Raw genomic sequence first — 14,669 nt, forward strand, 5'->3', positions numbered from 1 at the left:
ATTGGCGCTATTTTTGGGGCGCTAGCCTATATACTTACTCTAATAGGAGTAGGAACTTCGGCAATATTTTTAGTTGCAATTAGTATAGGCATTACAAATCTTTATTTGTTTTACTTAATGCTTAAAACTAGTGATGAGGGTGAGAATAAGTATGGTCATAATTGTTGCTCAATATAAAAGAAGGAAGGTAATACTAAGGTAATGCTTGCGGGTCTTGAGTGTAAAGAGCACTTTATCGACCGCAGGTTATATATATGTAGGCACCCCGCTCTATATTTCGGATACCTCTAATCAAGAGAGGACACGATGTGTCCTCAATGTGAAATAAAGCCAGGCAATACTCCTTACGCGCCTTGGGCTAAGATCAAAGGTACACATTACTACTGGGATCAAAAGACGGGTGATAACATCACTGGTAACATCCTAGGTGTAGAGAGTGAACTATCTCCTTCAACTAGCTTTGAGCTAGGCTCTGAAAGCTCTAATACGATGAACAGAACCGCATTTGGCAGGTTAACTGTTAAGCTGCCATTTGATGGTAATGAGAAACTTAACACCTTCTAACTAGATGATGCACCGTTTAGAGCAGATGCTGATATGAGTGGTGAACTATTAGCAATGGTTGAAAGATCCAATACAATTAAACAAGACGGCGTTATTCGTTTTAATGGTCTAACTTATCGATTGGTTACCTCACCTGATACTGGAAGAGTTTGGCTAGATAGAAACCTCGGTGCCATTCAAGCATGTACTTCATCAGCTAATAGCGCTTGTTACGGTAATCTTTACCAGTGGGGTAGAGATGATGATGGGCATGAATCTCGCACCTCATCTACAGATGGAACTCGGCTTGCTGGTATTAGCACGGTTAGCACTAACTACATCACAGGAAATAATGACTGGACTACCGTAAGTAGCGGTGCTAGCGCATTGCGTATAGCAGCTTGGGCCAATGGCGGTTCAAACGATATCTGTCCAGCGGGTTTTAGTGTGCCAACTGAGACAGAGCTTGCCGCTGATACCACTGGTGCCAGCATAACCAATTCTGCTTCAGCATTCTCTAGCTTTCTTAAATTGCCAGTTTCAGGTATTCGATTCGCTGATGCTTCAATCAACAGAGAAGGAAGTACAGGTTATTTATGGGCTCGTAGTAATGGTAATGGCAGTCATTTACGGTATAAAAGTGGTAACGCTAGTATTAATGGTGCTTATCGTGCTCATGGAATTGGCGTTCGTTGTATCAAGGGTTAAACTTAGTCAGCGACATTAATAAAACCCAATGATTGCTAACACGGTCATTGGGTTTTTTATCGTCTGTAGATTGGTGGTCAGAGCCACCCCCACAAACCCTCTACAACCCGCCAGATGAGCAGTACTTGTCCAATATTCAAAGGGTAGGTCTATCCTGATCGTTATCACATTTGTCATATTTAGATATATTAGCCTATTGACTATCTGTGTATATCGCTTATACTACTACTATAGCTATGTTTTGATGGTTTAGATATGATGCTGGTCTTCGGCACCATTAATAAAGCATCAAACCCTTGTAGACATTGCTCTGTAGGGTTTTTTTGTATTCAAAGTGTTATTACATTGACAATTTGGAGGGTATGATGAACCCATCCTATTTAGATATTTTTGATGTGAAAGTAAAGTGTTGGCAGCAGCCTCGTGGAAACAGCTCCACCATCTATTATAAGCGAAGAATTCCTAATGATTTATTAACGCATTATGACGGTCTAACGATGGTCACTAAAAGTACCAATGCAAACAATATTCAAGATGCTACCCCAATATTATTTAAGATTAATCAGGCTGTAGAAATGCAGTGGCAATCAATCAGGGAACAAGCAAGTCTTGGTCTTAATCCTCATCAAGCCAATGAAGATGCTTTTGCTTTCTTAAATAACTTTGATATTAATCGCAAAGGAGAAAGTCGTAGGGATGATGTATTGCTTGCTGGAGAGGCTTTAGAGGCATGAGGCGAAAGCTAGGTTATATGAGCTAGAAATGGAAGGTTCGCAAGATATGGATGATATGCGCTTAGCTGTTATTAAGGAATATCTTGTTCCACACGAACTGGTAGCGGCAAACGTCTTGAATGGTGGGTTTGCCCTACTACTTTCTGATTATGTTAAGCCGTATTCGGTTTGATGAGGATTCTAAGCAGTTTAAAGGTACAGCACGGGCTGTAAAGCTGTTTACAGATAAATTTGGTGACAGACCGCCTCATGAATATTCTCGCTCAGACATAAACGAGCTAATTAGATATAGGCTGTATTCTAGCATTGCTACAGGAACAATTGAGCGTAACTTTAATGCGTTAAATGCAATGATTAACAAGGTTAATACTGAGTATGAGATAGATGAGGTTCATCGTTTTAGCAAGCCAAATATTCCAAAGAAGGGTGAAGATAAGAAGGAAAGAAAGGACTTCAGCATTGAGCAGATAGCCTTATTGCGCTTAAAGCTGAGTAAGACCGCAGGTGTTGCAGATACGCTAGTCAAGATTATGCTTGATACTGGTATGCGAGTTAGTGAGGTTGTTGGGCTTGCTTCTAATGATGTGTTTTTGGATGTGGATACTCCATACATTGTTCTGCATAAAAGCACCTTTAGAAGGCTTAAAACCAAGAGTAGTGAAAGAGTAATACCCTTGGTTGGTTCAGCATTGGAGGCAATTAAATTATTAGATTTATCGGGAGAGTGGTTATCCCCTGATTATTGAATGGTTATTAAGAAAATCTTCATCCTTGACATAGAAGTTTTGAGTTGCTGTCATTTTTTTAGAAGATCTAATTTTTTCTAGCGCAAATTGCCAAAACCTTCTTGTGTTTAAATTTTTAAAATGACACTTCGCTTCTGCAATTGCAGAGCTAACAAAATATTTGTTTATTTGTTTACTTTCTAAAATTAAACCTAGTTCTAATTGTTCAGCCATTTTTAAGACCTCCAAACATTGTATATAAATTGCTTCTATTGTTATAGTTATAAGGTGTGCATTCTGTACGGAAGCTGTGTAAGTTGTTCGGAACACCTAAAACACTACCTGTTAAAGAGTTTTTAAGGTTTTTGAGAGGCGTGCTAAAGAGTTTTTCAAACGCGAAAAGACACTCAAAACTATTGCTCTGAGTGTCTTTTGATTTAAATATTGGAATAATCTTATTCATAAAATCCTTAAATTAATAAAAATTTGTATGAGTAAAATTAAATAAACTATAGTTAAAAAAGAATTTAACTATAGTTTTGATTTGTGGTGCCGAAGACCGGACTCGAACTGGTTACCTACTGATTACAAATCAGTTGCAGTCCCAACTGTACCAATTCGTCAATGGCGAAAATGATATCGAATAATGATCGACATTATTCTTGCATAATTACTGACTTTATAGCTTTTTATTGGACGAAAAAAATGCCTCAATAAAGAGGCATTTTCATAACACTTTAAACTTTAAAAACTTGGGCTTGCGCTCGCAGCTATTGAAGCTTGTCTCAATGCATTAACCGCTTGAGTATTTGCTGCTGTCGCTAATGCAACGTCTTTTGACTTCTTAGCATTTTTGATTATCTTGGCTGTGTCTCTCCAAGCAGCTTTTTGATCAAGATTCTTTTTGTAGTTAGCCTCTGCTGTGGCAATCACATCGGCGAATAAATCGCTTTTTGCAACAACTGGCGTGTATTTAAGATTCTTTAAAACGGCTACTGCCTTCTTAGGAGCCGGCCCAACTGGAACACCACCACCTAGTTGATGAACATAAACCACAAGCTTCTTAAGCTGTACTGCATCAATAACGCTTGAATGACCAAATGCAGGCATAACCGCGTCCTGTGTTAAAGGATCTATCGGGTTATTCACACCATGAAGAATTGTGCGAACCACTGAAGCGTGTTGATCTTCTGCTTTAAAGCGATAGATACTATCACTTAAGTTAGCAGAGCCAAGCATTTGATTGCCCTTCATTGTAGGGCCGTGACAAGCAATACAACCTTTGGTTAGGTATAGTACCTTGTCTGCAGGATTAGGATTGCCTTGAGCGCCTTTGCCTGTTTCAATTAAGAACGTTGCTAATTTAGCTGCTTCTGCATCAGTAATACCAAGCATACGAGCCGGCATGTTGCCTTTACGACCATTGATAATAGTTTGTTCAATCTTGGCTAGTGAGCCACCAAACAACCAATCGTCATCTGCCAAAACTGGGAAGCCAGCATTACCCTGGCCAGCAGCGCCATGACACGCAGCGCAGTTATCAGCAAATAATGTTCTAGCTGTTTTGATTGAATAAGTTCTAAGCTCGTCATCACGAACAATATCTTCTAGTGAGCTATCGGCGATTGCTTGCTCAGTCGCAGCGAACCTCTTCTCACGGTAAGCTTTAAGCTCAGCAACACTTTCATCCATTTCGGTAATCTGAGTCCAGCCAGCCGCACCTTTATAGTGATCACCAAACCAAGGAATACTTGGGTAGTAGAATGAATAAATAACAATCGCCACAACACCAACCATCATTGCTTGCATGTACCATCTTGGCGGACGGTTGTTTAGCTCCCTTACATCTTGCTCATCATCCCAAAAGTGACCTGTATTATTTTCACCTGGGTATGGATTTTTATGTTCGCTCATTATCTTCTCCTCTTAACGTTCGTCGTCATCGTTGACGAAATTTCGTAAGTCTTCAAATTGCTGCTTATTTTTAGGCCTATAGGCATAAAAATAAGCGCCAGCCAATAAAACAAATATGACCACTGCAATAACTGCACCAATTTTATCAATTAAAGTCATTATTCGCGGTATGTAACACCGTTTTCAAATTTAATCATGTTGCCTAATGATTGCAAGTACGCAACCATTGCATCCATTTCAGTTTTACCTGTAACCGCTTCAGCAGCACCTGCAATATCTGCATCTGTATATGGCACACCAACTTTTCTTAAGCCACTCATGTGCGTGGCAATCTCATCACCATCAACCGTTGCTTTATCTAAGAATTTGTACTTAGGCATGACTGATTCTGGCACTAATGCCTGCGGATGACGCAAATGAAGAATATGCCATTCATCTGAATACTTACCACCAACGCGCGCTAAATCAGGGCCTGTTCTTTTAGAGCCCCACTGGAATGGATGATCGTATTTAGACTCTACTGCTAGAGAGAAGTGACCGTAACGCTCATTCTCATCTCTAAACGGACGAATCATCTGTGAATGACATAAGTAACAACCTTCACGCTGATAGATGTCGCGACCTGCAACTTCTAATGGCGTGTTAGGACGTACACCATCACCAGGCTTCCAATCAGATAAAGACTGGCCCTCTACACGCTGCCATAAAAGACTTTGTGTTGTTCCGTCTGCTAAGGTCACTTCATCCTTGACCGTCTCCGGGTTTGTAAACAAGGGAACAATTTGTACGATACCTGCTAACGACACTGATAGCGCCATAAACAAGTACATTGCAAAAATGTTCTTTTCGAGCTTAGTCTGTAAGCTTTCTTTTCCGTTTTGATTTGACATTATCTACCTCCTCCTATGCGTTAGCTGTTTGTACAGAATCCGACTTGCGAATCGTACTAACGATATTGATTAACATAACAATCGCACCAACAAAGATCAGTACACCGCCTGCCGCTCTCATGACGTAGTATGGGTGCATTGCAGATACCGACTCTGCGAACGAGTATGCTAATGTGCCGTACTCATCGTATGCTCTCCACATCAAGCCTTGCATGATGCCTGATACCCACATAGAAACGATATACATCACTGTGCCAATAGTATGGATCCAGAAATGCGTTGCCAATAGTTTCTGACTTAACTTAACGTTGTAGATTCTTTCGATCATGTGGTACATGGCGCCTGCTGCAACCATAATGTTCCAGCCTAAAGTACCTGAGTGTACGTGACCAATAGTCCAGTCGGTGTAATGCGACAATGCATTTACGTTTTTCGCCGCCATTACTGGGCCTTCAAACGTAGACATTGCATAGAATGCTAATGACATAATTAAGAAACGTAAGATGTAGTCCTCACGTAAACGGTCCCAAGCGCCTGATAACGTTAAGATTCCGTTTAGTGCGCCACCCCATGATGGAATGATCATTGCAAGGGAAATTGTTGCACCTAATGAGCCCGCCCAGTCTGGTAATGCTGTGTACTGTAGATGGTGAGCACCTAACCATACGTAACCGAACATTAATGCCCAGAAGTGAATAACTGATAAACGGTATGAGTAAACAGGGCGCTGTGCTTGCTTCGGTACGAAGTAGTACATAATTCCTAAGAAACCCGCTGTCAAGAAGAAGCCAACCGCGTTATGACCCCACCACCACTGAATCATTGCATCTTGCACGCCAGAGAAAATAGAGTAGGACTTAAACCAATCTACTGGAATAGATAGGTTGTTAACTACATGTAAGTAGGTAACCATAACCATCATACCCATGAAGAACCAGTTAGCCACATAAACATGTGGCACTTTGTTTCTATCACGAATGTGAATAGTCATAATAAAGTTGTATAAGTATGAAGCCCATGACAACGTAATTAGAATATCGATCGGCCATTCAAGCTCCGCATACTCTTTAGCTTGAGTTAAGCCCAAAGGTAGCGTTACAACAGCAAGTACAATAACTAAATTCCAAGACCAGAACGTAAACCAAGCCATCTTGTTTGACCACAAGCGGGTTTGGTTAGTTCTTTGCACAATATAAAATGCCGCCGCCATTAATACTGACCCGCCAAATGCAAAAATAGCAGCGTTTGTATGCAGTGGACGCAAGCGGCCAAATTGGAAATATGGAAGGTCGGTGCCTAGGTCGTTTAAATATGGGAACGCTAGCTCGGAAGCGATGTATACACCTAATAGTGTAGCCACAACCAAGTAAACGGACGACATAATCGTAAACCACTTTACGACGCCTAAATCATACTTTTGAGTTAAATTCATGAATAGTCCTCTTTGTTTTTCTGTTTAGTTAATAACCTTATATTGAACGTGCCAATAAAGATAACGTGCAATTCTACACTAGGAGTTATGGTACCGTCAACTACATTTAGGTTTCTTGATATAAATCAATTTATTTGGTTTTTTTGATCCAGGTAAAGCTTATAGTCGAACTTCGATGCCTTTTTCCTGCATTGCAAGTTTGGCCTGTTCTACCGTATATTCACCAAAATGAAAAATACTGGCCGCTAATACTGCATCTGCGCCGCCTTCAAGTATTCCTTCAGATAGGTGTTCTAAATTTCCAACACCACCTGAAGCAATCACTGGAACCCCTACTGCATCAGCAACTGCCCGGGTTAGTTCAAGGTCAAAACCGGTTTTAACGCCATCACAATCCATTGATGTAAGTAATACTTCACCTGCACCATGACTACCTTTGGTCATCTTAATTGCCCACTCAACTACATCAATGCCTGTTGGCTTGCGCCCGCCATGGGTAAACACTTCCCATTTATTGGGTTCGCTTGATACTTTTTTTGCATCAATGGCAATCACAATACATTGCGAGCCAAACTGCTCACTAAGTTCATTAATTAGCTCGGGGTTAAAAATAGCTGCCGAATTTACCGCAACTTTGTCAGCACCAGCGTTAAGCATAACACGAACATCTTCAGCTTTGCGAATTCCACCACCTACTGTTAACGGAATAAATACCTGCTCTGCAATTTGTTCAACCATGTGCACAGTGGTATCTCGGCCTTCGTGTGAGGCGGTAATATCTAAAAATGTGATTTCATCCGCACCTTGTTCATCGTAGCCTCTGGCTACTTCAACCGGGTCACCGGCATCTTTAATGTCAACAAACTGCACACCTTTAACCACTCGGCCATCTCGCACATCTAAACAGGGAATAATTCTTTTTGCTAAAGTCATAGGCTGAATTTTACCTCGCAACGTTTGTTACGTGGTCAATTATGACTCTATAGGTATAATCTTGTCGTATGATGAATTTTCCAAAACATATTGCAATAATTATGGATGGTAACGGTCGCTGGGCTTCTAAGCGCAGCTTGCCGCGTATTGTTGGCCATCAGCAAGGTGTTAAAGCAGTACGCACCGTGGTTAAAGCTTGTGGTGCAATGTGTGTACAAACACTTACCTTGTTTGCTTTTAGCAGTGAAAACAAAAATCGCTCTAGCGATGAGGTAACATTATTGTTTAAACTTTTTTTAACCGCACTAAAGCAAGAGGTTAAAAAACTTAACAAACACAATGTACGCTTAAAAATTATTGGCGATTTATCACTTTTTCCCAAAAATGTGCAAAAAACAGCGATCGAGGCTCAGGCGCAATTGGCCAATAACACCGGGTTAACTTTAGTTATTGCGGCCAATTATGGTGGACAATGGGATATTGCACAAGCAGCAAAACAGACTGCAGAGGCCGCTATTAAAGGTGATATTAGCCCTGAAGATATCACCATTGAGGGTTTTTCAAAATATTTGTCTTTGGCTAATGAACCTGCAGTAGACTTGCTAATTCGCAGTAGTGGCGAGCTGAGAATTAGTAATTTTTTGTTGTGGGATGTGGCCTATAGCGAATTTTATTTTACCGATACTTTATGGCCAGATTTTGATGAAGCCGAACTAAACAAAGCCATCGAAAGTTTTAATCACCGTGATCGTCGCTTTGGCGCGCGTAAGGAAACCCAATGTTACTATCAAGAATCTTAACTGCACTAATCCTGGCACCTTTGTTTATCTGGGCAATTTTTTCCATGCCGACTGACTACTTTTCTTACTTACTACTATCATTCGTTGCACTTGGCGCTTGGGAATTCACCCGTTTAATTAAAATTGACCAGCCATTTTATCGTACGCTTGTCGTATCCGGTATTATTGGCTGTGCCTTTATTGCCTCTGCACACGCTGAAAACCTACAAACTGTTTTAATTGTGTCGGTAGTTTGGTGGGGTTTAAATCTATATTGGGTTATCAGCTATCCAAAAAATATTGACTCTTGGTATGGTTCTGGCATTATCAGAGTGATGGGTGGCGTCATGCTGTTAGCACCAATGTGGGTGGCGTTAAGCAGCTTACATGCAAACTATGGTAACGTCTATTTTCTATTATTAATGCTGTTAATTTGGGGTGCAGATACAGGCGCTTATTTTGTTGGCAGAGCGTTTGGAAAACGTAAACTTGCGCCCAAAATAAGCCCTGGAAAGTCCATTGAAGGTGTTATTGGTGGCACCATATTTGCAGTTATTATTATGCTGGCGTTCTTACAAAATCAAAACATTGCTCTCCAGAGCTATGCCGGCTATTTAATTCTTGCTGTGATTATTTCCAGTGTTTCTGTACTTGGTGACTTGTACGAAAGCCTGTTTAAAAGAACTTCTGGCATTAAAGACAGTGGCAATATTTTGCCAGGCCACGGTGGTATTCTTGATCGTATTGATTCATTAACTGCAGCGGCGCCGTTTTTCTTATTAGGTTTAGGCCTGCTTTGATTAACTTAACCTTATTAGGTGCAACTGGATCTATCGGGCAAAGCACTTTGTCCGTGGTTGATTTACATCCACAGACATTCAACGTATTTGCACTGAGTGCAAATACCAACTGGCAACGGATGTTAAGCCTTTGTGAAAAATATCAACCAAGCTTTGCAGTAATGACTGATGAAGTAGCAGCCGAGCAACTTTCACAACGACTTCAAAATGATACAACGGTACTTTCTGGCGCCAAGGCACTGGAAACAATTGCTTCACATACTTATACTGATCAAGTTATGGCCGCTATTGTTGGCGCTGCTGGTATGGCATCAAGCCTTGCTGCAGCTAAAGCTGGAAAGCGTATTATGCTTGCCAATAAAGAATCGTTGGTATTGGCAGGTGATATCTTTATGCAGGCAGTTAAAGACAATAATGCTGAATTAATTCCAGTAGATTCTGAACATAGTGCAATTTTTCAGTGCTTACAAGGTGGCGTATCAGGTTTAAACAAAATACAATTGACCGCCAGTGGTGGTCCGTTTCTACATACGCCACTTAGCAAGCTAACCAGCATCACCCCAGATCAGGCTTGTGCGCATCCTAATTGGTCGATGGGTCGCAAGATATCTGTAGACTCAGCTACCATGATGAACAAAGGCTTAGAGGTTATTGAAGCGCATTATTTATTCAACCTTCCTGCTGAAAAAATTGACGTGGTAATGCATCCACAAAGCATTATTCATTCTTCGGTTTATTTTGATGATGGATCAACCTTATCTCAAATGGGTAATCCAGACATGCGTACGGTTATTTCTTATGCTATGAGCTATCCAGATCGCATAAGCTCAGGCGTGCCAGCACTAAATTTAACCAAAAATTCCCCGCTAGAATTTTACCCACCAGACTTTAATAAATTTTCCTGTTTGCGCCTGGCTTTTGAGGCGCTTAAACAAGGTGGTAGTGCAATGGGCACTATTAATGCTGCCAATGAAGTCGCGGTAGCGAGTTTTCTTGATGAAAAAATCAAATTTTTAGATATTGCCAAAATTATTGAAAAAACCCTGGAAATATCTAACCATTTTTATCCTACCTGTCTTTCTGAGGTGATTGAAAATGACCGAACCGCCCGATTAATTGCCAGTAAACTTATCCAATTTTATGTCTAAATTTCTTTCCCTTGCATTATTACTATTACTGCTACAAATAAGTTTTGGCTCAGCTTTTGCACATAGCAAAGATAACGAATATCACTTTACAGTTAAGTCTGGCGATTCACTAAGTAAATATTTCTCTAAGTTAGGGCTATCAAAGCGCCTATTAGCCAGTCTATTATCCGCAAGTAAGCAAAATCAACAACTGAATCAGCTCAATATTGGTGAAAAAATCACCATTCGTTTGCACGCCAATCGACGTTTTAAGTCGCTCAACCATCAACCTCACAATAAGGCTGCATTTGGCGTTGTATTATTAGGTTCTCGATTTGCAAACTCGTCCAAACAAGCTCAAAAGAAATCTAAGCCCCTTTCAACAATCATTGTTACCATTAACAACTCATTTGGCTATGATGCCCAAAAATCAGGGCTGAACTTAAACACTATTAACACGGTGGTTAAGGCCTTATCATGGCAATTGGATTTTAGTTCAGACTTACACAAAGGTGATCGTTTTTTTATCGTTAGCGACGGATCAGAAAAGCCTGTTGGCATTATTTATAAAGGCAGCAACAAGCGTATTGAGGTGTTTTCCCATACAGATGATCGTAATCGCTCTCGATACTATGATCGTTACGGCTACACACTCAATTCTTCCTTCCTAAGAGCGCCGCTTAAATATAAACGCATCAGCTCTAAGTTTCAATTAAAGCGCTACCACCCTATTTTAAAAACCTATCGCCCACATAGGGCTGTGGATTATGCTGCTGTCAGTGGCACACCTGTATATTCAACAGCTGATGGCATAGTCAAACTTAAAGGCTGGAAAGGCGCACTTGGGAAGGTCATTATCATCAAACATGGCGCTAATTACACCACCGTCTACGCTCACTTATCTAAATATGCAAGCAATCTTCGCAAAGGCAAGGCTGTTAAAAAAGGCCAGATAATTGGCTATGTTGGTTCAACAGGGCGCTCTACCGGCGCACACCTACACTACGAGTTACGCTACAAAGGTAAACGTAAAGATCCGCTCAGCTACAAATTGCCCACACAGAAAAAAATCAGCCACACCGAACTATGGCGGTTTCGTTCACAAGTTAATAAGGTCTTAGCTAGCTTATAACGATTGTTCGCTAATCCATTGGCGCCAACTGGCTGGCTTTAAGTCATACAAGTAGTCTTTATCGATATGTTTCGTTTTATAGGCTTGGGCGCCAGACACCTTGTTTAAAATTGAAAACGTAATCAACTCATCAATTCGATAAGATTTTTTTGTTCCTGGAACCAATGACTCATTACGAATAATAGCCGACATCATCGCAGACTTGGCGTTGCCATGAATTGTAAAAGATTCTTCAAACAGATTTAACGCTAGAAACTCATTTTTAATGAAGCCATCGCTACCGTCTAACAAGTATAGTGCATATTCATATAATGCTGGATCGTAGCTTCTACGCACTAATTTGATTAAAATTTCGTTGGCCTCTCGTTCTTTCGATTGATAACCCATTAGATCGCTGCCTTGTCTAACCTGCTTTGAAGCTTCGTACATAGCGTCAAAATCATTTAGATCAAATGCACCTTTTAACAATAAAGATTGGCCTCTTAATACAACATCCGGAGAGCCAATTTCATTGCCAATTTTAATCAGTCGCATTGCACTATCAGAGAGTGGCGATGCCTCAACAATAGGGCTTAGAAAAGTGGCGAGAATCAATAGTTTTTTTAGCATGGCGGTTTTTCGTCCATTTTACCATGAGCAAAATTTAATCAGGGTTTTTTAGAGATACCCTTAAGCCGGACAATCGATTAAAATACGTTATAAATTTATCAACATTACTCACAAGGATTGCCCGTGGACACTCTATTTGAAACAGATTTAAGCTTAGCGCTTATTCAAAAAGGCAAGGTTAGAGATATTTACGATATTGATGAAAATCGCATGTTAATTGTCACCACAGATCGGCTTAGCGCTTTTGATGTGGTTTTTGATGATGGTATTGCTAAAAAAGGCGCAGTACTGACTGAGGTTGCTAATTTTTGGTTTGAAAAAACTCAACACATTATTCCCAACCATTTAACAAATGAACCACTAAGCAATGTATTAAATGTGACTGACGCTCAACAAGTTGAAGGTCGCGCTATTATTGTCAAAAAACTCAACCCTTTGGCAGTAGAGGCAATTGTGCGTGGCTATATTATAGGTTCAGGCTGGAAGGACTATCAACACACAGGCAGTATTTGCGGCACCCAGCTTCCCAACAACTTGCAGCTGGCTGAAAAACTACCTGAAGTGCTTTACACGCCTTCTAGTAAAGCAGCAGTTGACGAGCACGATGAGAATATTGATTTTGCCACTACAATAGAAATTCTCGGAGAAGACTTGGCAAACCAAGTTAAACAAGCGAGCCTGGCGTTGTATCAATTTGCCGCTGAGTTTGCTCTAGATCGTGGCATCATCATTGCTGACACCAAGTTTGAATTTGGTCTAGATGAAAACAACACGCTAACGCTAATGGATGAAGTCTTAACACCAGATTCTTCGCGTTTTTGGTCAGCTAAAGATTATCAAGTTGGCACCAGTCCACAAAGTTTTGATAAACAAATTGTACGCGATTATTTAGAAACACTAGATTGGAATAAAGCGCCACCTGCGCCAATATTGCCTCAGCATATTATTGATAAAACTGCTGAAAAATACCAACAAGTTCAGCGACTACTCACACAGTAACACCATGCAGATCAGTGGCCCGATTAGTAAAATGCATACACTTCTTAATAGAGGTGTTGCGCAATACCAACTGCCCATTGGCGACAAATTACTTAATATGAATGATTTAATAGGTGAGGAAATTAGCCTAAGCTTTAATCAAGTCATTCATTGTCAAAATTGTGGAAAAAAAACCAACAAGAGTTATTCTCAAGGCCATTGCTACCCATGTTCGCAAAAACTGGCAAGCTGTGATTTATGCATCATGAAGCCAGAAACCTGTCATCATCATTTAGGCACTTGTCGTCAGCCACAATGGGGGCTGGGTAATTGCTTCGCACCTCATGTTGTTTATCTAGCCAATTCCTCGGGTGTTAAAGTTGGCATTACTCGCAAGAAAAATATTCCATACAGATGGGTCGATCAAGGTGCGGTTAGTGCCTTGCCTATTCTTGAAGTCGATACACGACTAAAGTCTGGGAAAGTGGAAATGGCGCTCAAACAATTTGTTAACGACAAAACCAATTGGCGCAAAATGCTTAAAAACGAAGTGGATCCAATCGATCTGTTACCAATCAGAGATGAACTGCTTGAATACATTCAGGATACAATTAAGACGACAGGTGCTCAAGTATTGGACAATCAGGCTTTGGAAATAAACTACCCTGTGGTAGAATATCCAAGCAAAATTAGTTCGCTAAATTTTGATAAAACGCCAGTAGTTGAAGGCGTGCTAAAAGGCATTAAGGCGCAGTATTTAATACTTGACTGCGGCGTGCTTAATATTAGAAAATTTAGTGCTTACGATATCACATTAACCTATTAGGAGAAAAAATAATGGCAGACTTAATTATTGAAGAATTAGCATTGGGCGAAGGCACAGCTTGCAAAGCGGGTGACCAGGTTTCTATGCACTATACTGGCTGGCTTACTAACGGTAAAAAATTCGACTCTAGTGTTGATAGAAGTCAGCCATTTGATTTTAAACTGGGTGTTGGGCAAGTTATTCCTGGCTGGGATCAAGGCGTTGAAGGTATGCAAATAGGCGGCAAACGAAAGCTTACCATTTCCTCAAAATTAGCTTACGGCGAAACGGGTGCAGGCAATGTAATCCCGCCAAATGCAACTTTAGTATTTGATGTTGAGCTTTTAGCAATTAACTAATTTAGGCGCTTCAAATATGTCTCTACTTAAATTCATTGTACGTGTCAAAAATACCCTTTAAAGTATCAGCAAGAACAGCTCGCCTCATTGGTCGTGAAAATATTGCATCATCTAAAGGCGCTATTATTGAGCTCGTAAAGAATGGATATGATGCAGATAGCCCCTTATCGTTAATCTATTTTCATCAGTCAAAAAATTGCT

The 14,669-nt window shown here is 40.5% G+C and carries 19 protein-coding genes; 12 read left to right on the forward strand and 7 right to left on the reverse strand.

Annotated elements, in window-relative coordinates:
* Positions 1-306 precede the first annotated feature (306 nt).
* From BTHERMOSOX_RS06435 to BTHERMOSOX_RS06455, 5 genes are all read left to right on the forward strand, one after another.
* Positions 307-564, forward strand: coding sequence for a hypothetical protein (locus tag BTHERMOSOX_RS06435; protein ID WP_138120288.1), 258 nt, complete (start codon positions 307-309; stop codon positions 562-564).
* Between the two features lie 33 nt (positions 565-597).
* Positions 598-1,251 carry a fibrobacter succinogenes major paralogous domain-containing protein gene (locus BTHERMOSOX_RS06440; RefSeq protein WP_138120289.1) on the forward strand — a complete coding sequence of 218 codons (654 nt, stop codon included), beginning with the start codon at positions 598-600 and terminating at the stop codon, positions 1,249-1,251.
* 395 nt (positions 1,252-1,646) lie between these two features.
* Positions 1,647-1,985 (forward strand): hypothetical protein, encoded by a 339-nt coding sequence (locus BTHERMOSOX_RS06445; protein WP_138120290.1) that lies wholly within the window; start codon positions 1,647-1,649, stop codon positions 1,983-1,985.
* A gap of 28 nt (positions 1,986-2,013) precedes the next feature.
* On the forward strand, positions 2,014-2,157 hold the full coding sequence (locus tag BTHERMOSOX_RS06450) for a hypothetical protein (protein ID WP_171004668.1): 144 nt from the start codon (positions 2,014-2,016) through the stop codon (positions 2,155-2,157).
* Positions 2,135-2,731, forward strand: a complete 597-nt coding sequence (locus tag BTHERMOSOX_RS06455) for a tyrosine-type recombinase/integrase (RefSeq protein ID WP_171004669.1) — start codon at positions 2,135-2,137, stop codon at positions 2,729-2,731. The genes BTHERMOSOX_RS06450 and BTHERMOSOX_RS06455 overlap by 23 nt, the downstream gene beginning before the upstream one ends.
* Here BTHERMOSOX_RS06455 and BTHERMOSOX_RS06460 read toward each other — a convergent pair.
* From BTHERMOSOX_RS06460 to hisF, 6 genes are all read right to left on the reverse strand, one after another.
* Complete coding sequence (locus BTHERMOSOX_RS06460) at positions 2,714-2,944, reverse strand: hypothetical protein (protein ID WP_138120292.1); 231 nt, start codon at positions 2,942-2,944, stop codon at positions 2,714-2,716. The two genes, BTHERMOSOX_RS06455 and BTHERMOSOX_RS06460, sit on opposite strands and share 18 nt — an antisense overlap.
* A 510-nt stretch (positions 2,945-3,454) precedes the next feature.
* Positions 3,455-4,624 (reverse strand): cytochrome-c oxidase, cbb3-type subunit III, encoded by a 1,170-nt coding sequence (gene ccoP, locus BTHERMOSOX_RS06465; protein ID WP_138120293.1) that lies wholly within the window; start codon positions 4,622-4,624, stop codon positions 3,455-3,457.
* A gap of 12 nt (positions 4,625-4,636) precedes the next feature.
* Positions 4,637-4,783 carry a cbb3-type cytochrome c oxidase subunit 3 gene (locus BTHERMOSOX_RS06470; RefSeq protein WP_138120294.1) on the reverse strand — a complete coding sequence of 49 codons (147 nt, stop codon included), beginning with the start codon at positions 4,781-4,783 and terminating at the stop codon, positions 4,637-4,639.
* On the reverse strand, positions 4,783-5,514 hold the full coding sequence (ccoO, locus tag BTHERMOSOX_RS06475) for a cytochrome-c oxidase, cbb3-type subunit II (protein WP_138120295.1): 732 nt from the start codon (positions 5,512-5,514) through the stop codon (positions 4,783-4,785). The genes BTHERMOSOX_RS06470 and ccoO overlap by 1 nt, the downstream gene beginning before the upstream one ends.
* A gap of 13 nt (positions 5,515-5,527) precedes the next feature.
* Positions 5,528-6,946 carry a cytochrome-c oxidase, cbb3-type subunit I gene (gene ccoN / locus BTHERMOSOX_RS06480; protein WP_138120296.1) on the reverse strand — a complete coding sequence of 473 codons (1,419 nt, stop codon included), beginning with the start codon at positions 6,944-6,946 and terminating at the stop codon, positions 5,528-5,530.
* 159 nt (positions 6,947-7,105) lie between these two features.
* Positions 7,106-7,879, reverse strand: a complete 774-nt coding sequence (gene hisF, locus BTHERMOSOX_RS06485; RefSeq protein WP_138120297.1) for an imidazole glycerol phosphate synthase subunit HisF — start codon at positions 7,877-7,879, stop codon at positions 7,106-7,108.
* Between the two features lie 71 nt (positions 7,880-7,950).
* Between hisF and uppS the strand changes: the two genes are divergently transcribed.
* Genes uppS through BTHERMOSOX_RS06505 form a run of 4 tightly spaced genes read left to right on the forward strand, consistent with a single transcriptional unit; the run spans position 7,951 to position 11,717 of the window.
* Entirely contained in the window at positions 7,951-8,679 is a 729-nt protein-coding gene (uppS, locus tag BTHERMOSOX_RS06490) for a polyprenyl diphosphate synthase (protein ID WP_138120305.1), read from the forward strand.
* Positions 8,658-9,458 carry a phosphatidate cytidylyltransferase gene (locus BTHERMOSOX_RS06495; RefSeq protein ID WP_138120298.1) on the forward strand — a complete coding sequence of 267 codons (801 nt, stop codon included), beginning with the start codon at positions 8,658-8,660 and terminating at the stop codon, positions 9,456-9,458. The genes uppS and BTHERMOSOX_RS06495 overlap by 22 nt, the downstream gene beginning before the upstream one ends.
* On the forward strand, positions 9,455-10,606 hold the full coding sequence (gene ispC / locus BTHERMOSOX_RS06500) for a 1-deoxy-D-xylulose-5-phosphate reductoisomerase (RefSeq protein WP_138120299.1): 1,152 nt from the start codon (positions 9,455-9,457) through the stop codon (positions 10,604-10,606). The genes BTHERMOSOX_RS06495 and ispC overlap by 4 nt, the downstream gene beginning before the upstream one ends.
* On the forward strand, positions 10,599-11,717 hold the full coding sequence (locus BTHERMOSOX_RS06505) for a peptidoglycan DD-metalloendopeptidase family protein (RefSeq protein ID WP_138120300.1): 1,119 nt from the start codon (positions 10,599-10,601) through the stop codon (positions 11,715-11,717). Before ispC ends, BTHERMOSOX_RS06505 begins: the two co-directional genes overlap by 8 nt.
* On the opposite strand, the gene BTHERMOSOX_RS06510 is transcribed toward BTHERMOSOX_RS06505, so the two are convergent.
* Positions 11,712-12,326 carry a hypothetical protein gene (locus BTHERMOSOX_RS06510; protein WP_138120301.1) on the reverse strand — a complete coding sequence of 205 codons (615 nt, stop codon included), beginning with the start codon at positions 12,324-12,326 and terminating at the stop codon, positions 11,712-11,714. The two genes, BTHERMOSOX_RS06505 and BTHERMOSOX_RS06510, sit on opposite strands and share 6 nt — an antisense overlap.
* Positions 12,327-12,449: 123 nt before the next feature.
* Here BTHERMOSOX_RS06510 and BTHERMOSOX_RS06515 point away from each other — a divergent pair, with 123 nt between their 5' ends.
* The 3 genes from BTHERMOSOX_RS06515 to BTHERMOSOX_RS06525 are packed head-to-tail and all read left to right on the forward strand — an operon-like array spanning position 12,450 to position 14,468.
* Positions 12,450-13,325 (forward strand): phosphoribosylaminoimidazolesuccinocarboxamide synthase, encoded by an 876-nt coding sequence (locus tag BTHERMOSOX_RS06515; RefSeq protein ID WP_138120302.1) that lies wholly within the window; start codon positions 12,450-12,452, stop codon positions 13,323-13,325.
* Between the two features lie 4 nt (positions 13,326-13,329).
* A complete protein-coding gene (locus tag BTHERMOSOX_RS06520) occupies positions 13,330-14,130 on the forward strand; it encodes a DUF2797 domain-containing protein (protein ID WP_138120303.1) in 801 nt (266 codons plus the stop codon).
* Between the two features lie 11 nt (positions 14,131-14,141).
* Complete coding sequence (locus BTHERMOSOX_RS06525; protein WP_138120304.1) at positions 14,142-14,468, forward strand: FKBP-type peptidyl-prolyl cis-trans isomerase; 327 nt, start codon at positions 14,142-14,144, stop codon at positions 14,466-14,468.
* Positions 14,469-14,669 lie beyond the last annotated feature (201 nt).

Source organism: Bathymodiolus heckerae thiotrophic gill symbiont (assembly GCF_900128515.1).
Classification (GTDB): domain Bacteria; phylum Pseudomonadota; class Gammaproteobacteria; order PS1; family Pseudothioglobaceae; genus Thioglobus_A.